This window comes from Planococcus wigleyi, assembly GCF_014836985.1.
GTDB lineage: Bacteria > Bacillota > Bacilli > Bacillales_A > Planococcaceae > Planococcus > Planococcus notacanthi.
On record NZ_JACSPU010000005.1, the window covers coordinates 286,480 to 308,023 of the forward strand.

General features: G+C 47.4%; 16 protein-coding genes. 1 reads left to right on the top strand and 15 read right to left on the bottom strand.

Annotated features, from left to right (window positions below; genetic code table 11):
* Positions 1–9 precede the first annotated feature (9 nt).
* A complete protein-coding gene (locus H9630_RS15105; RefSeq protein WP_191716466.1) occupies positions 10–765 on the bottom strand; it encodes an SDR family NAD(P)-dependent oxidoreductase in 756 nt (251 codons plus the stop codon).
* A gap of 366 nt (positions 766–1,131) precedes the next feature.
* Here H9630_RS15105 and H9630_RS15110 point away from each other — a divergent pair, with 366 nt between their 5' ends.
* Complete coding sequence (locus tag H9630_RS15110; RefSeq protein WP_404825539.1) at positions 1,132–1,452, top strand: PH domain-containing protein; 321 nt, start codon at positions 1,132–1,134, stop codon at positions 1,450–1,452.
* Between the two features lie 201 nt (positions 1,453–1,653).
* Here H9630_RS15110 and xylE read toward each other — a convergent pair whose 3' ends face one another.
* From xylE to H9630_RS15180, 14 genes are all read right to left on the bottom strand, one after another.
* Positions 1,654–3,063, bottom strand: coding sequence for a D-xylose transporter XylE (xylE, locus tag H9630_RS15115; protein ID WP_191716328.1), 1,410 nt, complete (start codon positions 3,061–3,063; stop codon positions 1,654–1,656).
* A gap of 304 nt (positions 3,064–3,367) precedes the next feature.
* On the bottom strand, positions 3,368–4,264 hold the full coding sequence (locus tag H9630_RS15120; protein WP_191716329.1) for an RCC1 domain-containing protein: 897 nt from the start codon (positions 4,262–4,264) through the stop codon (positions 3,368–3,370).
* 57 nt (positions 4,265–4,321) lie between these two features.
* The gene (locus H9630_RS15125) at positions 4,322–4,891 is read right to left on the bottom strand and encodes a hypothetical protein (RefSeq protein ID WP_191716330.1); all 570 of its coding nucleotides are present in this window, start codon (positions 4,889–4,891) and stop codon (positions 4,322–4,324) included.
* A 145-nt stretch (positions 4,892–5,036) separates the two neighbouring features.
* Positions 5,037–6,389: a purine-cytosine permease family protein gene (locus H9630_RS15130; RefSeq protein WP_191716331.1), complete on the bottom strand. Its 1,353-nt coding sequence runs from the start codon at positions 6,387–6,389 to the stop codon at positions 5,037–5,039.
* Positions 6,390–6,425: 36 nt separating this feature from the next.
* Positions 6,426–6,755: a cupin domain-containing protein gene (locus H9630_RS15135; RefSeq protein WP_191716332.1), complete on the bottom strand. Its 330-nt coding sequence runs from the start codon at positions 6,753–6,755 to the stop codon at positions 6,426–6,428.
* A gap of 2 nt (positions 6,756–6,757) precedes the next feature.
* On the bottom strand, positions 6,758–8,494 hold the full coding sequence (locus H9630_RS15140) for a hydantoinase B/oxoprolinase family protein (RefSeq protein WP_191716333.1): 1,737 nt from the start codon (positions 8,492–8,494) through the stop codon (positions 6,758–6,760).
* Between the two features lies 1 nt (position 8,495).
* On the bottom strand, positions 8,496–10,541 hold the full coding sequence (locus tag H9630_RS15145) for a hydantoinase/oxoprolinase family protein (RefSeq protein ID WP_191716334.1): 2,046 nt from the start codon (positions 10,539–10,541) through the stop codon (positions 8,496–8,498).
* A gap of 26 nt (positions 10,542–10,567) precedes the next feature.
* Positions 10,568–11,110: a helix-turn-helix domain-containing protein gene (locus H9630_RS15150; RefSeq protein WP_191716335.1), complete on the bottom strand. Its 543-nt coding sequence runs from the start codon at positions 11,108–11,110 to the stop codon at positions 10,568–10,570.
* A 652-nt stretch (positions 11,111–11,762) separates the two neighbouring features.
* Entirely contained in the window at positions 11,763–13,793 is a 2,031-nt protein-coding gene (locus tag H9630_RS15155; protein WP_191716336.1) for a beta-galactosidase, read from the bottom strand.
* Between the two features lie 30 nt (positions 13,794–13,823).
* Complete coding sequence (locus H9630_RS15160; RefSeq protein WP_318248004.1) at positions 13,824–15,548, bottom strand: glycoside hydrolase family 35 protein; 1,725 nt, start codon at positions 15,546–15,548, stop codon at positions 13,824–13,826.
* Between the two features lie 156 nt (positions 15,549–15,704).
* Positions 15,705–17,915, bottom strand: coding sequence for an alpha-galactosidase (locus H9630_RS15165; RefSeq protein WP_191716337.1), 2,211 nt, complete (start codon positions 17,913–17,915; stop codon positions 15,705–15,707).
* Positions 17,916–18,330: 415 nt separating this feature from the next.
* A complete protein-coding gene (locus H9630_RS15170; RefSeq protein WP_191716338.1) occupies positions 18,331–19,158 on the bottom strand; it encodes a carbohydrate ABC transporter permease in 828 nt (275 codons plus the stop codon).
* The gene (locus H9630_RS15175; protein WP_225218582.1) at positions 19,155–20,102 is read right to left on the bottom strand and encodes a carbohydrate ABC transporter permease; all 948 of its coding nucleotides are present in this window, start codon (positions 20,100–20,102) and stop codon (positions 19,155–19,157) included. The genes H9630_RS15170 and H9630_RS15175 overlap by 4 nt, the downstream gene beginning before the upstream one ends.
* 111 nt (positions 20,103–20,213) lie before the next feature.
* A complete protein-coding gene (locus tag H9630_RS15180) occupies positions 20,214–21,509 on the bottom strand; it encodes an ABC transporter substrate-binding protein (protein ID WP_191716339.1) in 1,296 nt (431 codons plus the stop codon).
* Positions 21,510–21,544: the final 35 nt, after the last annotated feature.

Sequence of the window (21,544 nt, forward strand, 5' to 3'; positions counted from 1 at the left end):
TCCTGTGGTTTACCGAAGTTGAATGGATCCGCCGTCGACCATAATCGTCTGGCCTGTGATGTATTTGGAATCTTCACTTGCCAGGAAGACAGCGACGCGGCCGATGTCTTCTTCCACATGGCCAAAACGGCCCATCGGAATTTTGGATACAACTGCCTCATAATATTCCGGCTGCGCTTCTGCCCATGCGCGAACGCCTGGCGAGTCAGCGATTGGACTGATGATGTTGACATTGATGCCGTCTCTGCCCCATTCGTTTGCCGCTACCCGTGAAATGCCACGGATCGCTTCTTTTGCAGCGGCATAAGCAGCCTGCGTTTCATGGCCATTCAATCCAGCACCGGATGCAAAATTAATGACATTGCCTTTTGTTTCTTTCAGATAAGGATAGGCCGCCTGCATCAAATACCAGGTCGGGTAAAATCCTGTATTCATCGACAGCTCCAATTCTTCTGTCGGCACATCTGCAAACATCGTCTGGCGGGAAGCATGCGCATTATTCACTAGAACATCCAGCTTGCCGTATTTCTCCACAACTGTTTCCACGACCGTCTTCAAATTCGCATGATCAGTCAAATCCGCTTTGATGAAAAGCGAATCCGCAGAAATGCCCTGCAGCTCCTGCTCCATTGCATGTCCCTGCTCTTCATTCACATCAATGATCACAACTTTAGCGCCTTCTTTTGCCATAGCGAGCGCCATGCCACTCCCAATGCCGCCAGCACCGCCTGTAATGATTGCTACTTTGTCCTGTAATTTCATAATGATCTCCCCTTAACTATTTAAGAATATATTTAGTTTACCATGAAATAGTATACCGTTAAACTATTTGGATTGATGACGATTTTAATGAAAGGAGCAATTCTCTAGTGTGTTATGTCTTGTACTTGGGAGCAACACAATTCCCAAGTGATTTGTACGTAAGCGTCCAACAGGTTCTTTCCATAGTTAGGTGAATCATCGGTATAGGCTGGTATCATGAAATTGAAAATCATAGGAGATATGGCTTTAGGTGTGTGTCGTCTTCTGGAACCCGGTTCTGCTCATTTCAAACGAAAGTAATTGAGCCAATTAGCCCAGATCTCCTTACAAGCTGAGTTGCATCACTTAACAGTTTCGTTTACGCAAGAAATCGATGTGCCGTCTTCGGTCAACGAATTGCTGGTTCCAGGGGAAGTAGCGCAAATCGCTTATAAGACGGTGCGCGACACAGCAGTCGTGACGAACAAGCGCATTATCATTTCCGACAAACAGGGATTGACTGGCAAGAAAGTCGAAGTCTACACGATTCCTTTCAAATCGATCATCATGTACTCTTCGGAAAATGCCGGCACGTTTGATTTGAACACCGAACTGGAGCTTTGGACGAAAGCTGGCAAGTTTAAATTGAACTTGGCTAAGAAAGTTGATATCCGCAAACTTGATAAAGTTATTGCGGAAGCAATTCTCTAAATGCCATTTAACAGCCCTTCTCACCATGGAGGGCTGTTTTTTCGGCTTAGCTTTCCCACCTTTACCTAGTTATCACGTTTTCAATTCGAGTAAAGGCGATTTCATTTCGTCAAGTACGTACTCCAGCTCTTATATCCCCATAATAAAAAAACCGAGCCGCTCCAACCAGTCTATTCCTGGTCAGAGCGGCTCGGTGCCGTTTTATTGATTGGTTGCTGCTTTTGCGGCTTGTGATTTTTTCAAGATGATTTCGAGTTCTTCCAGTGATTTGCCTTTGGTTTCCGGAATGAACTTCCAGACAAACAGCGCGGAAAGGATGCTCATGAGGCCATAGATTCCGTAAGTCATTGCACCGCTGACTTCCATCATTGGCGGATAGGTAGAAGATACGAAATAGTTGGCTGCCCATTGGAAAGCCACGGCAATCGCCAACGCCTGTCCGCGGATTTTGTTCGGGAAGATTTCAGACAGCAAGACCCACACAACTGGTCCCCAGGACATCATGAATGATGCCGTGTAGATGATGATGAAGACCAATGTGGCGGTACCGATCTGTTCGAAATAAGCCAGTCCGGCTACTCCGAACATCCCGATGGTCATTCCGATGGAACCGATGATCAACAGCGGCTTGCGGCCGACTTTGTCTACGGTGACAATGGCGATGACTGTAAAAATCACGTTGACTAGGCCCATGATGATGGTCTGCATGAGTGAAGCATCGCGTCCTGCGCCCATGCTTTCAAAGATTCGCGGCGCGTAATAAAGCGCTACGTTAATGCCGACAAATTGCTGGAATACCGACAGCAAAATCCCAATGGCAATGATTCCTCTGCCATAGGCAAAGAGCTTTTCTTTTTTGTGGTCGAAGGAATTTTTGATTTCATACAGCGTCGCTTTTGCCATGGTCATATCGTAGGTTTTCAATAAAATGTCCATGGCTTTGTCGTCTTTCTGTTGAGAGACGAGGTAACGCGGTGTTTCCGGAACGAAAAACAGCAATAGGAGGAACAATAAAGCCGGAATCGTTTCAGAAGCGAACATGTATCTCCAGCCCAATTCGTTGATCCACGCCAGGCTCTCGCCTCTTGCGATTCCCCAGTTGACGAAGTAAACGACCAGCATACCGAAAATGATGGCGAATTGGTTCAAGGCGACAAGACGTCCTCTCAAGTTCGGAGGCGCGATTTCCCCGATATACATCGGTGCGACTGCAGAAGCCAGGCCGACTCCGATTCCGCCGATGATCCGGTAGAAGTTGAATGTTGCCAGCAAAGCGATCGAAGGCTCACCTGGTGTGAAGAACAGGAACTCCGGATAAGCAGAGCCGAGTGCCGAAGCCAGGAATAAAAATGCAGCGATGATCAATGTGAGTTTCCGGCCGAATTTCGAAGAGAACGTACCGGATAAAAATCCCCCGATGATACAGCCGATCAATGCACTGGAAACCGTCAATCCGTGGATAAAGGAACTGAGTCCCAGGCTATCCGTGAAATACGTCTGCAGCGCACCTTCTGCGCCAGAGATGACAGCCGTGTCGTAGCCGAATAACAGGCCACCTAATGTAGCAACTAAGGTAATCCCAACAATGTATAAAAGCTTGGTATTCTTCATTTGGCTAGCGAGAGCAGAATACGTTCCTGCCCTCTCCTCCTCTCATGGTGTAAGCGTTATCAGTTATTGTACCAATATTCCATTACTTCGTGCAATGACTAAACTAAGTTTTCTGAGATTTTTTATTATCTTGAAATAAAGACATATTGGAATTTTCCGCTTTTGGTTTAGCGTGATGCCATGCATATCAAGCGTTTTCATTAACCTTGATAGTTTTGGAGTCCATAAATTTTTTAAAAATTATTTCTAGAAAATAAAAAAGATTGGACAGGTTTTCCTGTCCAATCTTTTTAGCTCTGCCATTTTAGTTTTCTTCAGTTAACAGAGGAATCTGAACACCGCTCCACTCGCTGACATTGCACTGACCTTCATGATTCCGTCCGGTAGCCACTAAGGTTCCATCCGCTCTCAGGCCTAGGGTATGGGCGCAGCCTGCTGAAATGGCGATCATATTCGACCAGCCGCTCACTTCGCATTGCCCTTCATTGTTTCGTCCCGCGGCAATAACTGTGCCATCCGCTTTGATTCCGATTGTGTGATTGCTGCCGGCAGCTATTTCCACAATCCCACGCCAGTCAGCTACTTGGCATTGGCCGTCCTTATTCGAGCCAGTCGCTATGACCGTACCATTGGATTGGAGTCCCACACTGTGAAGATAGCCCGCCGCGGTTTCTATAATATCTTCCCAGTCACTGACATTGCCTTGGCCGTAGCGGTTGTTGCCCGCTCTCTTTACCGTGCCGTCTTTTTGAAGGCCAAGCGTGTGCCAGTCACCCGCAGAAACCGAGACAATTTCGTGCCAATCACTTACATCGCATTGCCCTTCGTTATTCTGTCCCACTGCCACTACCGTTCCGTCTGTTTTCAGTCCGAGTGTTCGGCGCCATGCTGCGGCGATCGCTTTAATATCCAGCCAATCATTTACGTCGCATTGCTGGTATTTATTCCAGCCGACTGCGACGACTTTTCCATTCTTTTGGAGTCCGACCGTATGGGAATTTCCGATATGGCCCGCTCCCGCTGCTATTGCTATGATGTCTCGCCAGCCGTTCACTTGGCATTGGCCGTATTTATTATCGCCCACCGCGGTCACCGTACCATCCGACTGGAGCGCGACAGTATGGTGATAGCCTGCCGCTATGGTCTTTTTCGGCCATCGCTTCATTTGCAATGGCTGCTCTTCTGATGAAAGACGGTCCATATTCAACCTCCCCGACATGTTTGTCTCTGAACAACGAACAGTGATGATCGACAGCTGTTATTCTTCCAACAGCTCAATTAAACGGATCACTTCTTCATCTTCTCCGGTCTCAATCTCCACCAGTTCCTTGTTCTCGATGATGTCGTTGTAGAAATCCTCCCCTGCAGGATACTCACCATCCCAGCGCAATGGCACATTGTACAGATTGATCGTGCCATCCCCGTTTCCGCTATACGTCACAGACCCGTCCACTAGGCGCGAGCCTGCCAGTTGGATAACCGCTTCCGGATAAGCGGCACTCGTGTCATCGTCGGGATTGAGCGGTGTGCCTTCAGGGATTTGCTGGACGTACAGCCCGTCTATCTCCTGATTCGGACCGAGCTGCAGCCACACTCTGGCGTATTCAATCTGTTCGCTGGAATACTCGGATAAGGCATCTTCACCTGAGTCAGTTGCCACCGTAGAATCCTCCTCTCCTGCTCCTTCTTTTCCGCCTTCTTCCAATGCTGTTTCCTCCGGCTCGCCTCTGGCTTTTGAAGCGTCCATGATCGGCGCATCCTCTTCACCGCAGCCCGCCAACAGCAATAGCGCTGCGCTCACACAAAAGAATTTTCCCACTCTTTTCATCGGTCCCACCTCTCCTTTTTTCTGAAATCCTTAGTTAGCAGTACATTCGATAGTTAAAGATCATTTTCCTGCCGAAAAAATTTCGATAGCAGCTAAAAATCCCTATTAAGCAGATTAACTGCTTAAAAGGGATTTACTTTTATACTTATACTGTCTTCGTATCTTCTTGCAGTCTAGCTTCTGTGTGTTCTTCAACCGGTGCTGTAAAATGATCCGGTTTGATGACAGCCTTGGCTTTCATGACTGCGAAGTAAACGATTCCGGACACAATCAAAGATTGTACTGCTGGGATTCCAAAGGTGTTGACATATTGAGTGAAATAGCCGACCAACACACCGACGACAAGGGCGATGGTAGCCATCCAGTTCCATCCTTTGTTGTCAGCCCATTGCTGCTTGCGGATAAAGAAGAAGTCAGCCATCATGACACCTGCAATTGCTGGATAGATTAAGGCAGTCATGTACAGGAAGTCCATGAAGTAATCCAGAATTCCAGCAAGCGCAATGACGATGGCGATTAATGTTCCGATCAAGGTCAAGATGGCACGACCTTTATTCGAATTGACGTTGAAGATATTGGCCATAGCCAACCCCATACTGTAGTTATTGACGAGCTGGCTAGTCCAGGTTGCAAACCAGAGAATCAGGAATCCCCATACCGGAAATCCAAGGTTCATCATGACATTGACGATGTCTGCATCGCCGACGCCGACTGACATGATTGCCCCTACATAAAACAAGGGGAATCCGACAGCAATGATGCCCAGAGGAATAAGAACATTGTCTTTTACTTTCGGTTTTGCATAGCGAGTATAATCAGATGCAATCACCCACTGGGAGACATTGATACCGATAACCAAGCTTAAGGCAGCCAGAAACGTCATGGAAGGTTCAGGTCTCCATGCCATAATCGTGCTCCAACCTGTATTTTGAAGTGCGTAGAAAATACCGCCTATAATCAGAAGTAATCCTGCAGGCACAGCAATATAGTCAGTCCATTTCATTGAACCATACCCAATGATCGACGGGATAGCGAACAGTAAACCAACAACGATAGTAACGAGAGCCCATGGAACAAATTCATTCTCGTAATCGATGCCAAGCATCGCTGATATCGCATTTCCTGCAACTGCTGTTTGCAAAGCCCACCAACCGAGTGACACGATGAAAATCGTTAAACCGACGATAAAGCGGGCTTGTGCCGCTCCAAAGCTCGAGCGGGCAATTACGGAAGATGACCGGCCTGTTTTGGCGCCGATATAACCGGCGATGGCATTACCAATCCACTGAACAATAAACAAGGAAACCAAAAGAATCCAGAAAATTTCCGACATGCCGAAAGATCCCGCAAGTGTTGCACCAACCATTAAAACAGGAATCGTGAATTCAAGTCCTCCGAAAATCATGGCTGGTGTCAGCCAGTGCTGCCGTTTATTTGCTGGAATCGCCGCTAAAGCCTCATCCTGCCCTACTGCATTCTTAATCCCTTTATCCTCCATTGCTCATTCCCCCTTTTAGATATGAAGCTTTCTCTGTCAGCCCACCATTACAAAAACCAATTCACACTCTTCCTCGCCGTCATTCACCGCAATATGTTCTTCACCTTTTGGAATGAATGTCGCCTGCCCTGCTGAAACGCGATATTGCTGACCATCGATTTCCGTCAACAAAGAACCTTTTACAATAACCGAGTATTCATTTTCAGCATGCTTAGAAAAACCAGATAAAGGAACCGTTTCACCAGGATAGATGATGACATGCCCCACCTGCACTGTTCCATCTTTTGGCTGTTCTTTAAAGATTGTATGCATCGAATATGCTTCATTGCCTTCTTGTGCCAAATCTTTGATGTTCAAAATGTCCATGTCTACACTCCTCTTCCCATTAGTCCCTCAACTTTGAAGGTTTCTTCGTTAACTAACACCCCATAAATTTCTTTCGCCTGTTCGATGCTGATATAACCGTTTCTTACATCTTTCGCCACCTGCTCATGAGGACGCTTTAAAGGATCTCCATAACCGCCGCCAGTAGCCGTCATCAATCTGACAACATCCCCTTTATTAAGTGGGTAACGGGGATAGATGCCAAAAGGTCCATCTGTTTCTCCTGTAGTTTTTTCAATAACAAATTCATTCGGTGATCCTTCATCTCCACCATTCAATCCCCACGGGAAGAATTTATTGCGTCCGAAGGTAGCCGATACAAATTGCTTGTCTGTCATTGCACGATACGTACGGGTAACTCCTGCCCCGCCGATGAATTCACCAGATCCTGCTCCATCTGTGCGCAAGCTGTATTCGTCGATCATCACACCATAGCGGGTTTCAGCCACTTCGACTGGTACGTTATATGTTTCTCCATCACCGATACAAAATTGCCCACGCGCGCCATCCTGTCCTTTCGCTGCTCCCCATCCGCCTGCCGATGGTTCTACAATCAAGAATGGTTCTTCCGTTTCATGATGATTACCGGATAATGTTACAGCACAGACAGACAAGAGCTGCCCTGCAGATAGGCGCTCCGGAAGAGATGGTGCCAGAGCCTGCCACACAAGATCGGCTCCTCCCTGCATGCTTTCCCAATAGATGGAGACTGGAGCAGGACGTTCCGCAGCCAGTATGGATTTTCGGTCGGTTATGATTTCCAAAGGACGGAAGACTCCGTCATTGACATCCTGCGATGGATTGGTTGCCGCCAGAAAAATTGTGCGCACTGCTGATACGAGTCCGGTATAAGTACAGTTCACCGGACCTGGCACCTGAGGATGGCTGCCTCGGAAATCACAGATGAACTTGTCATCGGTAATCGTTACTTTTACTTTGATCGGAAAAGGGCCGTTGCCGAATCCATCATCATCAACATAATCTTCTGCATAGAATTCACCTTTCGGCAATTTCGCCAACTCTTTTCGGGCCAATTGTTCGCCATGATCCAAATGGTGGTCAATAGAGGTCTGTACGACTTCTACACCATTTTTCAAGCAGAGCTCTTTAACGCGTTTTTCGCCTGTCCGAAGTGCCGCAACCTGTGCCCATAAATCACCAATCGACAAATCAGGGAAACGGATATTCGATTTGATGATATCGAGTACTGCTTCATTGAGCTGCCCTTCATTGAATAATTTCACACATGGGAATTGCAGGCCTTCCTGATAGATTTCTGTCGCATCGTTACTGAAAGAGCCAGGATCTTTGCCTCCGACATCCGTCCAATGCGCTTTGTTGGCCGAGAATGCAACGATCTTTCCTTCATGAAAAATCGGCAGGACCAGTCCAACATCAGATAAATGAGATCCACCACCAACATAAGAGTCATTAATGATAATAATATCGCCTTCTTTTAATCCCTCTTCGCCGAATTTATTGATCGTTTCTTTAACCATAAACGTCAGCATACCGATAAAACCTGTCACACCATTTCCTTGTGTCAGCAATTGGCCCTTAGCATCTGTCAGGCCGCTCGCATAATCAAGCACCTCATAGATGATCGGACTCATCGAGGTCCGCGCCAAGGCATGGAACATTTCATCCCCTATAGCGATTAATGAGTCTTTGACGATTTCGATAGTAAACGGATCAACTTTCACATTTTTGATTGAAGTCATCTTACTGCACCTCCGTCTCGATAAGTAAGTTTCCATAAGTGTCCACTGTCAATGTCTGTCCTTCATAGAAAACGGTCGTCGCGGTCGGCTCTTCGATGATGGCAGGGCCTTCAACGGACATTCCCGCTTCGAGCAAATCGCGGTGGTAGACTGGTGTTTGAATCCAGCCGCCATCTTCATAAAAAACCTGTCGTGTTTCTTTTAAAGCTGACTCTAATTCTCTGCCGGTCGACTCCAATTTTTGCAGCTCAGGCTTTTGAACATTCCCGAAGGCGGTCAAATGCAGGTTGACGATTTCTGTTTGCGCTTCGACTAACTTGAAGGTGAAGCTCTGCTCGTGCATATCATGGAAGAGAGCAATCAACTCTTCAACAGATTGCTTAGTGATTTCTCCACCTGCAAGCGGCACTTTCACGGTATGCTCCTGGCCTGCGTAACGCATATCGACAAAGCGGTTAAAGATGATTTCTTCCTCTTTGACGTTTTCTTCAGCGTATTGATTTCTCGCCTGATTTTCGAGTTTATTCCATTCATTATTCAGTTCTGTCAAATCCACGTCCTGAAGGCGATTAATATAGGTTTGGATGTAGTCGTGCCGCAAATCGGTCATCAACATGCCCCATGCAGAGAAAACGGATGAAGCGACCGGAACGATGACTTTTTTGACACCCAGATCACGCGCCAAAGCGGGTGCGTGCATCGAGCCGCCTCCACCGAATGCTACAAGTGAGAAATCACGCGGATCGTAGCCTTTTCGAACCGATATCAGTTTCAGCGCATTCAGCATATTGGCATTGGCGATTCGGATGATGCCAAGAGCCCCTTCTTCTGCGTCCAATCCATAGACTTTCGATACTTTTTCTTCGATGGCGGACTTCACCGAGGCTAAATCGACTTTGTAATCGAAGTTCTCAGGTGACAGGCGCCCTGTCAAAAGATTCGCATCTGTCGTTGTTGGTTCTGTGCCGCCTTGTCCGTATGCGACCGGACCCGGTACAGCTCCAGCTGAATGCGGGCCAACTTTCAATGAACCGCCCTCATCAATCCAGGCAATTGAACCTCCACCATTGCCGATTTCAACGATATCAACAACCGGCGCTTTGATTGGATATCCTGCATTGAGATCGTCTTTTTCGATATAATAATCAGTCGAAACTTTCACTTCTCCATTGCTGATCAATGAACATTTCGCTGTCGTTCCTCCAATATCAAAAGCGATGACATTTTTCTCCCCAATGATTTCCCCAAGATAAGCTGCTCCATAGATTCCGGCAACCGGTCCCGATTCCACCATATTGATCGGAGTTTTTTTGGCCTGCTCAAAGGTAGTTGTTCCGCCATTGGACTGCATAATGTAATTGAAGCTATCAGCTTCGTTTTCCGAAAGCTTTGTGCTGAGTTTATCAATATAAGTAGAGGCGATTGGCTGGACATACGAGTTAAGGACCGTTGTATTCGTCCGTTCATATTCACGCCATTCCTTGGTCACTTCGTGTGAAGCCGTAACGGCGATTTCCGGCCACAATTCCTGTATCAGTTGGATGGTCTCCAGTTCGTGTAGCGGATTCTTATAAGCATGGAGATAGGAAACAGCAATCGCCTCAACCTGTTCTTTTTTGAAATAAGCAATGAGCTCTTTAATTTTTTCTTTATTTAGAGGAGTGACGATTTCACCTTTTTGGTTCAGGCGTTCTTCCACTTCCTGCCGCAGATAACGCTCAACGAAGGGTACTGGTTTTTTGTACCGGACATTAAATAGATCCGGTCGATTCCCCCTGGCGATTTCCAGGACATCACGGAATCCTTGCGTGGTGATCAACCCCGTTTTCACACCTTTTCTTTCTGTTAGCGCATTGATGATTACCGTCGTTCCGTGGATAAATGTTTCAATGTCTTTTTGATCGATTCCACTTTTCTCGATAACATCAACCACGCCTTGCTCGAAATTCGGCGGTGTCGTATGGCTTTTGGCCACCCCTACTTTGCCATTTTTATCTACGTATACCAAATCAGTAAAAGTTCCTCCAATATCAGTAGCAATTCTCATCAACGATCAGCCTTCTTTCCTTTGATTTAAAATAACACCGGCGTCAGTACACAAAGAATAAGGGTTTCCTCGTTCAATGGATTTTCCCATGAATGAGGTACTTCAGATGGATAATGGATTGAATCACCTTCTCTTACGAAATACTCTTTTCCGTCCACTTTGAACAATGCTGCACCTTTTAACACGTAGTAAAATTCTTCACCCGGATGGCTGGATGACTGACTTTGTTCTTGTTTAGGCGCCAACCTGACCAATAAAGGCTCCAGTGAGCGCCCATTGAATTCTCCATTTAAACGTGTATACGTGGTAGGTGAACCTTCAAGTTGAAATGGTTTACGATCCTTTCTCTGCAACATGTAATTATGATTAGTATCTGTGTCAAAGAAAAATGTGATAGGGACGTTGAAAGCATCCGCAATTTTTTTCAATGAGGTAATGGCGAGAGAAGAAGACCCTCTTTCAATCTGAGATAAAAAACTGACTGATAGCTCCGTCTTTTCACTTAAATCTTTTAACGTTAATCCTTGATCAATCCGCAAGGTCTTAATTTTTTGATAGATTCCGTCCATAATTTAAAAATCTCCTTTTCATTAATACAGTGCGACAGTAAAAAATATAGTTTAAGTAAACTTTTTCTTATGATAGCATAATCCTTTACTAATTTGTAGAATATTTTTTAAATTTAGAATATTTATTTTTAATAAGTCTGAGCGTGATAGTACTCAGGCTTAATTTCTTATTTATTCAAACCCCGGTCTGAGCCAAACAATCAAGATTCCAGATACTACTGAAAGTGATTCTCTTCTCATACATTCTTGAAAGCTCCATGCAATGTACTGTTTTACTTCCCATAAAGAACTTCGGTATACAATAGAAAAACCCATATGGACCGTTCCTCCACCGTCAGATTAATATCCGACAATTTCAGTGCAGTCCACATGGGCTCTTCGTCTATTCACTTGTCTTCTATTGTTCTCTATAAATTGAAATAAAGAAGTAGCAGTTCATCGGCGCTTCCTACTCTACATTTACACTTACCATCCTATTAACCAGTAGGATATGGAGCAAACCAGCGGAGACTCCCGCGGGCAAGCGAAGTGCCGAAATCCACTCGGGCGTATAGCCCGAGTTAGTTCGGTGCAAGCCCGTAGGAAAGCGGAGCTGGTTTGCGGAATATCTATTAAAAACATTCATCGCTTATAATTAATTCACTTATCTTACTTACACCTTCGCCAAAATCAAGACACCTTTTTCTTTCAAGACCAGATTGCCGCTTACTTGTTCATCCGTAAGCACTTCTCTGTACTCGTTGTCTTTCAATTCGATCGTTGCTTCTTCGTTGTTGTGGTTCAACACGAACAAATACGTTTGGCCGTCTTTCACGCGTTCCGTGGTTTCGACGCCTTCCGGTACAGCAAGCAATGGCTCGACGCCCGCTTCATCACATACCGTCTTGAGGAAGTCGACGAGGAATTCCGCGTCCGGGCTCGACGCCACATACCACGCTTTCCCTTTGCCGAATTTATTGACGGTGAGGACCGGCATGCCTTTGTAGAAGTCAGAACCGTATTCCGCGACCGCTTCTGCGCCTTCTGTATGAATCAAATCAAACAGTAGGTTGCATGAATACTTGCCGCTCATCTTGCCGTGTACTTCTTTCATGACGATTTGATTGGTTTCGTCCGGATGCAGCGCATCGATTTCTTCCGCCCAAATGCCGAGCACGTTGCGCAGTTCGCCTGGGTAACCGCCAAGTGTGACGATGTCGGTTTCGTTGACAATCCCGCTGAAAAACGTCGTCAGGAAAGTTCCGCCGTTTTCGACAAAGGCCTCAACTTTCGCTGCGTAGCCTTCTTTCACCATATACAGAACCGGTGCGATGACGACATCGTATTGGCTCAAGTCTTCTTCGACGCCGATCATGTCGACTTGGACGTTCAATTTGTACAACGCGTCGTAGTATTTATGAACTTCATTGACATAATCAAGCGATACGGAAGGGCCGCTCGACAGTTCCGTCGCCCAGCGGTTTTCCCAGTCGAAGACGATGGCCACTTTGGCATTAACGCGTGCATCGAGCAAGGTATCGGATAAGCCGTTCAATTCTTTTCCTAATTGGGCGACTTCATTGAACACACGCGTGTTTTCGTGGCCGACGTGTTCGATGACCGCTCCGTGGTATTTCTCGCAAGCCCCGACTGAACGGCGCAGCTGGAAATACAGGATGGTGTCTGCGCCGCGGCCGATTGCCTGGTAGCTCCATAAACGCATAACGCCCGGGCGCTTCAAGGAATTATACGGCTGCCAGTTTTGCTGGCTCGGCGTCTGCTCCATCAGCATGAACGGCTGGCCGTTCTTCAATCCGCGCATCAAATCGTGTGTCATGGCCGTGTAGCTGACCGGCGTATCAATCGCCGGGTAGTTGTCCCAGGATACGACGTCCATTTCTTTCGCCCACTTGAAATAATCCAGCATCGGGTAGGTGCCCATCAAGTTGGTGGTGATCGGCGTGTTCGAAATGTGCTTGCGGATCGCGTTGTACTCCAGCTTGTAGCAATCAAGCAAGCTGTCCGATTGGAACCTACGGTAATCCAGTGAAATCCCCTGGAAGTCGGAGACGTTGTCTTCGCGTTCTTCGCTCAGCATATTCGGTGCGACGATTTCGTCCCATTCGTAGAACGTATGCCCCCAGAATCCGGTGTTCCATGCTTTGTTCAACTTTTCGATCGTGCCGTATTTGTCGCTCAGCCAGCCACGGAACGCGTCCTGGCAATTGTCGCAATAGCAGTAGCCGCCATATTCATTGGACACATGCCAAATCAAGACAGCCGGGTGGTCTTTATAGCGCTCCGCCAATGTTTCAGCGATTTTCTCGGAATACTTGCGGTACGTCGGGCTGTTCGGGCAGGAGTTGTGGCGGCTGCCAAACTTGCGTTTACGGCCGTAGAAATCCACACGCAATACGTCTGGGTATTTCTTCGCCATCCACGCCGGATGCGCAGCTGTGCTGGTGGCAAGGCATGTGTAGATGCCATTTTCATACAAGCGGTTGATTTTGTCGTCCAGCCAGTCAAAATTATAGGTATCTTCATTCGGCTGATTCAATGCCCATGAAAAGACGTTTAACGTCGCTACATCGATCCCAGCCAGCTTGAACATCCGGACATCCTCGTCCCAGATTTCTTTTGAATCCCATTGTTCCGGGTTATAGTCCCCGCCATGCCAAATCTTCGGTAATTTATCGTTGATCATTTTATTCCATCCCTTCTGCTTCAATAGTGTTTAGCCGAGTTTTGGCTGGTCCAGCAAGTGGATTTTATCGGTCGCCGTGTTTTCCAGTTCCAGTACGACAATTTCATTGTTTTCATTTTTCAGCAATGGGCCCGGCAAATAAAGGCGTTGCTGCGGACCGGCAGTATTCCAGTAGCGGCCGAGATTAAAGCCGTTGATGAAGACATTGCCTTTGGTGAAGCCTTCGGTGTCGACATAAGCGTCCAGCCCTTCTGCCGCATCAAACGAACCACGGAAAAATTTCGGGAACCGGTCTTCACCGCTCAGCTCATAGGCTTCCGGCAAACGGTCCAGCTCCACTTTGAACATTTCCCAGTGAAAGAAATACTGTTCGCCGAGCCACAGGTTTTTGATGAGCCCTTTCGGATCCGTCAAATGCTCCCCGTAATTGGCGCGCCCCATGTTCTCCACGAGGATCTCCAGCGTGTTCACCGGGTCCGGGAACTCCAAAGTCAATTCTTTATTTAGATCGTTGATGTAGGTTGTGGTGATATAACGGCCGTTGATGTAAATAGAGCCCCGGTCGCGGATATTACTCGAGTTGACTTTCAATTCGCCTTGGCGGTTGACCGTCGTCCGGTACAGCGTATAGCCGTATGCCTGATCGATATCTTCCATCGCCAGCGGCACAATGTGCTCGACTTTTTCGCTGATGTCTTCTAGGACGTCGAACAAACTGACAGACTCTGAAAGCGTCACTTCTCCATAGGCTTTCGCCGTTGCCGTCTCCTCGAAATCCGCCGGCACTTCCCGGTACTCACTCAGGACTTTCTTGACTGCTTTGTATTTCTCGGTGATCGCCCCGCTTTCCGTCAGCAAGCTGTCGTAATCGTAGCTGGTGATCGTCGGGTAATAGATGTCATAATGGTTCGCGCCGTTCATGAAGCCGAAGTTCGTACCGCCGTGGAACATATAGAAATTGACGGAGATGTTCTTCTCCATGATTTCCTTAAAGACCGCAGCCACATCGTCCCCGCTCCGCACCGTGTGTTCACCGGTCCAATAATCAAACCAGCCGATCCAAAACTCCGCCACCATCTTCGGCGAACCGGCTTTGAACGTTTCGAGTGCATCGAATGATTCCGTTACCCGCGAACCGAAATTCAAGGTAGTGGTGACATCCGGAAGCGAACCTTGTTGAATAAAGTCCGGACCGTCTGATGTGAACAAGAACGTATCCAGTTCATGCTTCTCATACTGTTCTTTAAAGAAATGAAGGTAAGCCATGTCATTGCCGTACGCCCCATATTCATTTTCAATCTGCATGGCAATGACCGGCCCGCCGTTTTGGCAGAGATGCTTTTTGAACTTCGGCAGCAATTCGTTGAAGTAATCTTCGACATGCTTCAGGAAAGACGGATGGCTGCTTCGCATGACCATGCTTTTGTGCTTCAGCAGCCAGGATGGCAAGCCGCCCATTTCCCACTCCGCGCAGATATACGGCGCCGGACGCAGGATGACATACAGCCCGAGCGTGTGCGCCAGTTCGATAAAGCGTTCGATATCCGCCATTCCCGAAAAATTGAACTGCCCTTTTTTCGGTTCGTGGAAATTCCACGGAATGTAGGTTTCCACCGTGTTGAGCCCCAAAGCCTTCAGCTTCAGCAAGCGGTCTTCCCATTGTTCCGGCATCGTCCGGAAATAATGCATGCCGCCCGACAAGATCTGGAAAGGCTCGCCCTCAAAATAAAACGAATCGTTTTTAACAGTCAGCACGTCGACGCCTCCTATGTAGGTGGAGATATTTTTAGTATTGATATGAAGTAAAGCAAATAAAGTCTCTTTTTTACAGCACTCACTTAGCGCCGACGCGTCCAAGGGATAAGCGACCGGCGCGATTTTAAAAGTTATTCTATCTATAAAACTCTTTACTCACACCCGCTTTACTTTATAAACAATCGAAGAAAAGTCAGCTGGATGGTGGTCCGTCCGGTACCGGTTCAGCTGCAGACCGGCACCCATCAGTTCGTCTCCGTAAAAGGTATCGCCTATCCCATCGATGGTGTATTCAAATTCCGGATTCAGCCCTTTAAAGAAAATGCGGGTGAACCCAGGATTCGGCCGCGATAAGACTTGGTAATAACCGAGGATTGCTTCGCTTTGGTCTTCTGATACGACCATCCAGCTGGTTTGATTGCCATCTTCCGCAAACGGGCTTTCGATCCGGTAAAACTGGCCTTGCTGAATGAGCGACCGGTTTTCTTTGTAGAAAGCGATTTGTTCTTTTACCTCTTCTTTTTCTTCATTGGTCATCGCCGTTACATCGAGCTCGTAGCCGAATGCGCCGAAATAAGCGACATTTGCCCGGGTCTCTAAGCTCGTCATCCTGCCCACTTGATGGTTGGGAACCGCGGATACATGGGCGCCCATCGAACTGAGCGGATACACCAGCGACGTGCCATATTGAATCTTCAGGCGTTCAACCGCATCGGTGTCGTCACTGGTCCAGCCTTGCGGCGCGTAATACAGCAAGCCCGGATCGAACCGGCTGCCGCCACCCGCACAGGATTCGAACAAGACATGCGGAAACTCCGTCGTCAGCCGTTCATACAAGGAATAGACGCCCAGGATGTAGCGGTGCGCCACTTCACGCTGGCGGTTGGCCGGCAATTCCAAAGAACCGACTTCTGTCATGTAGCGGTTCATGTCCCATTTCACATACGAAATCGGCGTCTCCCTCAAGACTTTCGCCATCATCTTATGGATGAAATCTACGACTTCCTGTCTGGAAAAATCAAGCACAAACTGGTTTCGGCCATGCGACATTTTCCGGTTGGGCACATGGATCACCCAGTCCGGATGGGTTTTATACAACTCACTTGCTTTTGAGACCATCTCCGGTTCAAACCAAAGGCCGAATTCCATGCCCAAGCCGGTAATGTCTTTCGCCAATTGCGTAAGGCCCTTCGGCAACTTGCGCTTGTCTGCCGACCAATCCCCTAAAGACGTGGTGTCATCATCGCGTTTGCCGAACCAGCCGTCATCCAGGACGAACAATTCCACGCCCAATTCTTTGGATGATTTGGCGAGATCCAATATTTTTTCATCATTGAAATCCCAATAAGTCGCTTCCCAGTTGTTGATCAGCACCGGACGTTCCCGGTCGCGCCATTTCCCGCGCACCAAGCGAGTACGGTACAGCTGATGGAAAGTCTGGCTCATGCCATTCAAGCCTTCATCTGAATACACCAGCACCACTTCCGGTGTCTGGAAACTTTCGTCGCTTTCCAGCAGCCAATTAAAATCAAACGGATTGATGCCCATCATCAAGCGCGTCACATCGTAATGATCCACTTCCACCTGCGCCAGGAAATTGCCGCTGTAGACCAGGCTCATGCCGTACACTTCGCCTTGATGTTCCGTCGTCTCCGGCCGTTTCAAGGCAAGAAACGGATTTTGCTGGGCGCTGCTCGTCCCGCGTGTACTGGCAATGCTTTGGATGCCCGGCACCAATTTGCGGTTTTGGATGTGCCGCTCCCGTGCCCATGAACCCGACAGCTGCACCATCTCAAAATTCGAATCCGGCAAATCGATGCTGGCACTCAATGCTCTTGTTAAATTTACATCTCTTTGCCCCCGATTGATGAACTGTGCAGAACGCGCAATCGCATTGGACTTTTCAAACACCGTATAAGAGAGCCGGAGCTCCAAATCGATTTCTTTGTCGTACAGATAAATCTCCAAAGTGGTCGCTTCCTGATCACTTTCCGCATACGTAGCGGGCAAGCCTTCCAGTTTCTTTTTGCCTTTAAAGATCTCATGGTCCTGATAAACAAAATCCGTAATCCGGCTCCCGCCTTCCTGCAGCACCTGGTAAGCCGGCTCCCGGAAGTCCGTTGCGCCATAGGCTGGATATTCCTGCTTGATCAAGTCCAGCGAAAAAACCAAATCCCCTTCATTGACACAAGCGGTATTCGGAGCAGCTTCCACATGAAACAAGCGCTGAAACGACTCCCTATGGCGCAGCTTCTTGCCATAATAAAGCTGACCCAACTGGCCATTGTCCAAAACGCTGAAAATATAGCTCACTTTTTCTGTTTGCAGGTGAAACTCTTGAGTGGAGTCATTATATAAAATCGGCACAATTTACCTCCTAAAATAAGTTGAACTAGTAAGCTCCGATTGCCGATATTCCGCAAAACAGCTGTGCTTGCCGCGGGCGAGCGCCAAGCCTCCTCAGTCGCTTTGCTCCTTGCGGGGTCTCGGCTGTCTCGCTATCCCGCAGGCGTCTCCGCCGTTTTGCTCCATATCAATAAGTAAGTTGATGAAAAATACAATGTCATAGCTAGCAGAGTAAATCTCTTAGTGCCGGCGCATCCAAGGGCCAGGCGAAGCAAGAAGACAGGCGGTTTTCCTGGCTTCTTGCGGGAGCCAAGGAGGTTGCCAGGCACCCCTGGTGACTCCTTTGCGACGAGCTTGCGCAGGAGCCTACCCAAAGCGGCCGAAGCGGTCTATAACAGCAGTAGTCAGCTACTAATTGGATATAACTGACTACTATTTAACCCTTAACCGACCCCATCATTCCTGCAACAAAATGCTTCTGCATGAGGAAGAAGACAAGTGCAGTCGGCAAAGTGGCGATGACGATGGCTGACATGATGACGCCGTAATCCGGTGCGTAGCTGGAGCCCAGGTTTGAAATCAACAACGGAATTGTTCTTTTTTCCGGTGATTGCAGGATGACCAATGGCCACAGGTAGTTGTTCCAGCTGTTCATGAACGAGATGATGGCCGCTGCTGCGTACGTCGTTTTCATTGTCGGCATGTAGATCCGGAAGAAGACGCCGATTTCACTCAACCCGTCAATTCTTCCCGCCTCCACCAAATCTTTCGGAAACATCTTCGTGTTTTGCCGGAAGAAAAAGATGAAGAACGCGGTCGTCGCCGTCGGCAAAATGACTGCGCCGAGCGAATCGATGCCAAGGAATGGTGCTGTGTCGCTGATGCTGCCGAACATGCGGTAAAGCGGCACCATGATCGCCGCAAACGGAATCATCATCGACAGCAACAGGATGTTGAAGACAATGTCTTTTCCTTTGCTGCGGTGGATTTCAAAACCATAGCCGGCAAGCGATGCCAACAACAGCGTCAAAATGGTCGTAATGATTGCGATGATCGCCGAGTTCATCAATGCCGGGACAATGTCCACTGTCGCAAATAAAGTCTTCATGTTTTCAATCAAATGAGTCCCCGGAATCAAACGCCCTTGCGTCACATCCACCGATTTATTGGTGATGCTGACGAGCATCCACAGGAAAGGAAAAATGGAAACGATGGCTGCAAGACTTAGAAACGTGTAGATGAAGATGCTTTTCAAATTTTTCATTTTTTCTCACCCGCCACTCTGAATTGAATAATCGAAAGGATCACCACTAAAATCACGATGACGTAAGATACGGTTGACGCATAACCGAAGTCAGGCGTGTATTCGAACGACAGGTTGTAGATGTATTGCGAAATCGAAATCGTCGCATTTCCGGGTCCGCCGTTGGTGATGTTGACGATTTCATCAAAGATCTGCAAAGTACCGATGGTGGACGTGATCGATGTGAACAAAATGATCGGCTTCAGCATCGGAACGGTAATCTGGAAAAACTGCTGGAAAGCGTTCGCTCCATCAATTCTTGCCGCTTCGTAGATTGACTTGTCGACGTTTTGCAAAGCCGCCAAATAGAAAATCATGTTATAGCCCGTCCATCTCCATGTGATGGCAAGGATAATGACTACCTTCGCCCAAAACGGATCGGCCAGGAAATTGATCGTTTGTGAAATAAAACCGAAGTTCAGCAGGAATTGATTGATGATGCCATCGATGCCGAACAAATACTTGAAGATAACTGAGTAGGCAACCAATGACGTGACACATGGCAGGAAAATCGCGATTCTGAAAAAACCTCTGAATTTCAATTTTGGGTCATTTAACAAGACCGAGAAGAATAACGCCAAGACAATCATCAAGGGTACTTGAATGAGCAAGTAGATTGATGTATTGGTTAGCGCTGCGATAAATGTCGGGTCACCGAACAATCGCTGCCAGTTATTGAATCCGACATATTCCAAATTCCCGCCCATCCCTGATTGGAATGACAATAGGAACGCTTGGACCATCGGGTAGAAGTTGAAGATTGTGATGGCAATGACGGAGATAATGACAAACAGCCAACCGACTTTTTTCCTGAAGAATACACCGTTTTTTTCGCGTCTGGTCTCTTTATAGCGCAAGCTTACTGGGAGATCCAGTTCGCCTTTTTTTGTTGATTGCTGGCTCATTTTTCTCATTCCTCCTATAAAAAAAGCTTGAGCTGTGCCTGGCTGGTGAGCGATAAAGCACTTCTACCAGTTAGTCGGCGGCAACTCAAGGCTTTAGTTAATTCCAATCAATTATTTGAGTTGTGCTTCAGCTTGTCCTTGGACATTCTCAAGTACTGTCTTAAGCTCTGTGCCATTCAAATAATCCTGCATTCCTGTTACCAGGATGTCTTCAATGGCATACGTGTGAAGGCCATAGTTGACGCCTGGAATTTCGTCTGTCCATGAAGACAGGTCAGAAAGAAGTTGCTGTCCGCCGAAGAATTCGTCTTCAACTGCATAAGCATCGCCTTCAGCTGCCGCGGAGTAAGTTCCAAGAGCGCCGATGTCTTTTACCAGTGTTTGATAAAGATCAACATTCGATCCAAATGTGTTCAGCATGAAATCAGCTGCCTGTTCTTTGCCATCGACGTTCAAGATGTACCAAGAACTGCCGCCCAAGTTAGAAGCGTTGACTGCGCCTTCCATGTCCAATCGCGGCATTGGTACGACAGCCCATTTGCCTGATTGATCTGCTGCTTGTTTAATGCTTGGCGTGATCCAGTTTCCTGTTGGAACGCTTGCTACATCGCCGCTGTTGAAGGCGCCGACAAACTGGCTCCAGTCAGAAACGATTTTTCCGATATCCGCATCCATCATCTTTTTGTATGTTTCAAATGCTTTTTCAAGTGATTCGTTGCCTGCAAGGTTTGGCGTTGAACCATCTTCATCCACATACCATGAACCATTTGTCTGGATCATCATACGGATTTGTCCCAAATCGTTCGGGTCCAATGTCAGCATATTTTTGCCCGTTGCTTCTTTTACTTTTTTACCGATTTCGATGTATTCATCCCAAGTAATATTTGTCAGGTCTTCGGGTGTGTAGCCCGCTTCTTCCAAATAATCTGTGCGTACGTACAATCCAGCAACCCCTGAGTCAAATGGCAATCCGTATTGTTCGCCGTCAAAGCTGGTTGTGGCAATTTTGTAATCCGCAAAGTCGTTTGAGTTGATGACATCCGTCAATGGATGGAAAGCATCCGGATAGGCCTGAAGGAAACTTTGTGCACGGTAATCTTCGATCAACACAATGTTCGGCATTCCTTTTGTTGTACCCGAGCTAAGCCCTGTGTTTAATTTTTGAATGATATCGTCTTGCGCATTTTCAATGATGTTCACTTCAAAATCTCCGTCTCCGCTGTAAGCTTCTTTTGCTTTTTCAAGAGCGGCAATATTGAATGCTGGATCCCAAGCCCAAGCGGTAATGGTGTCTACGCTTGATGAACCTTCTGAACTGCCGCCGCTTGCTTCTTCATCCCCGGAAGAACAAGCCGCTAAAACTGCCATACCGACAAGCAGCACAAGCATAAGATAAAATTTCTTCATTGAAAATCCCCCTTTTTTGTAAGCGCTTAACTTTG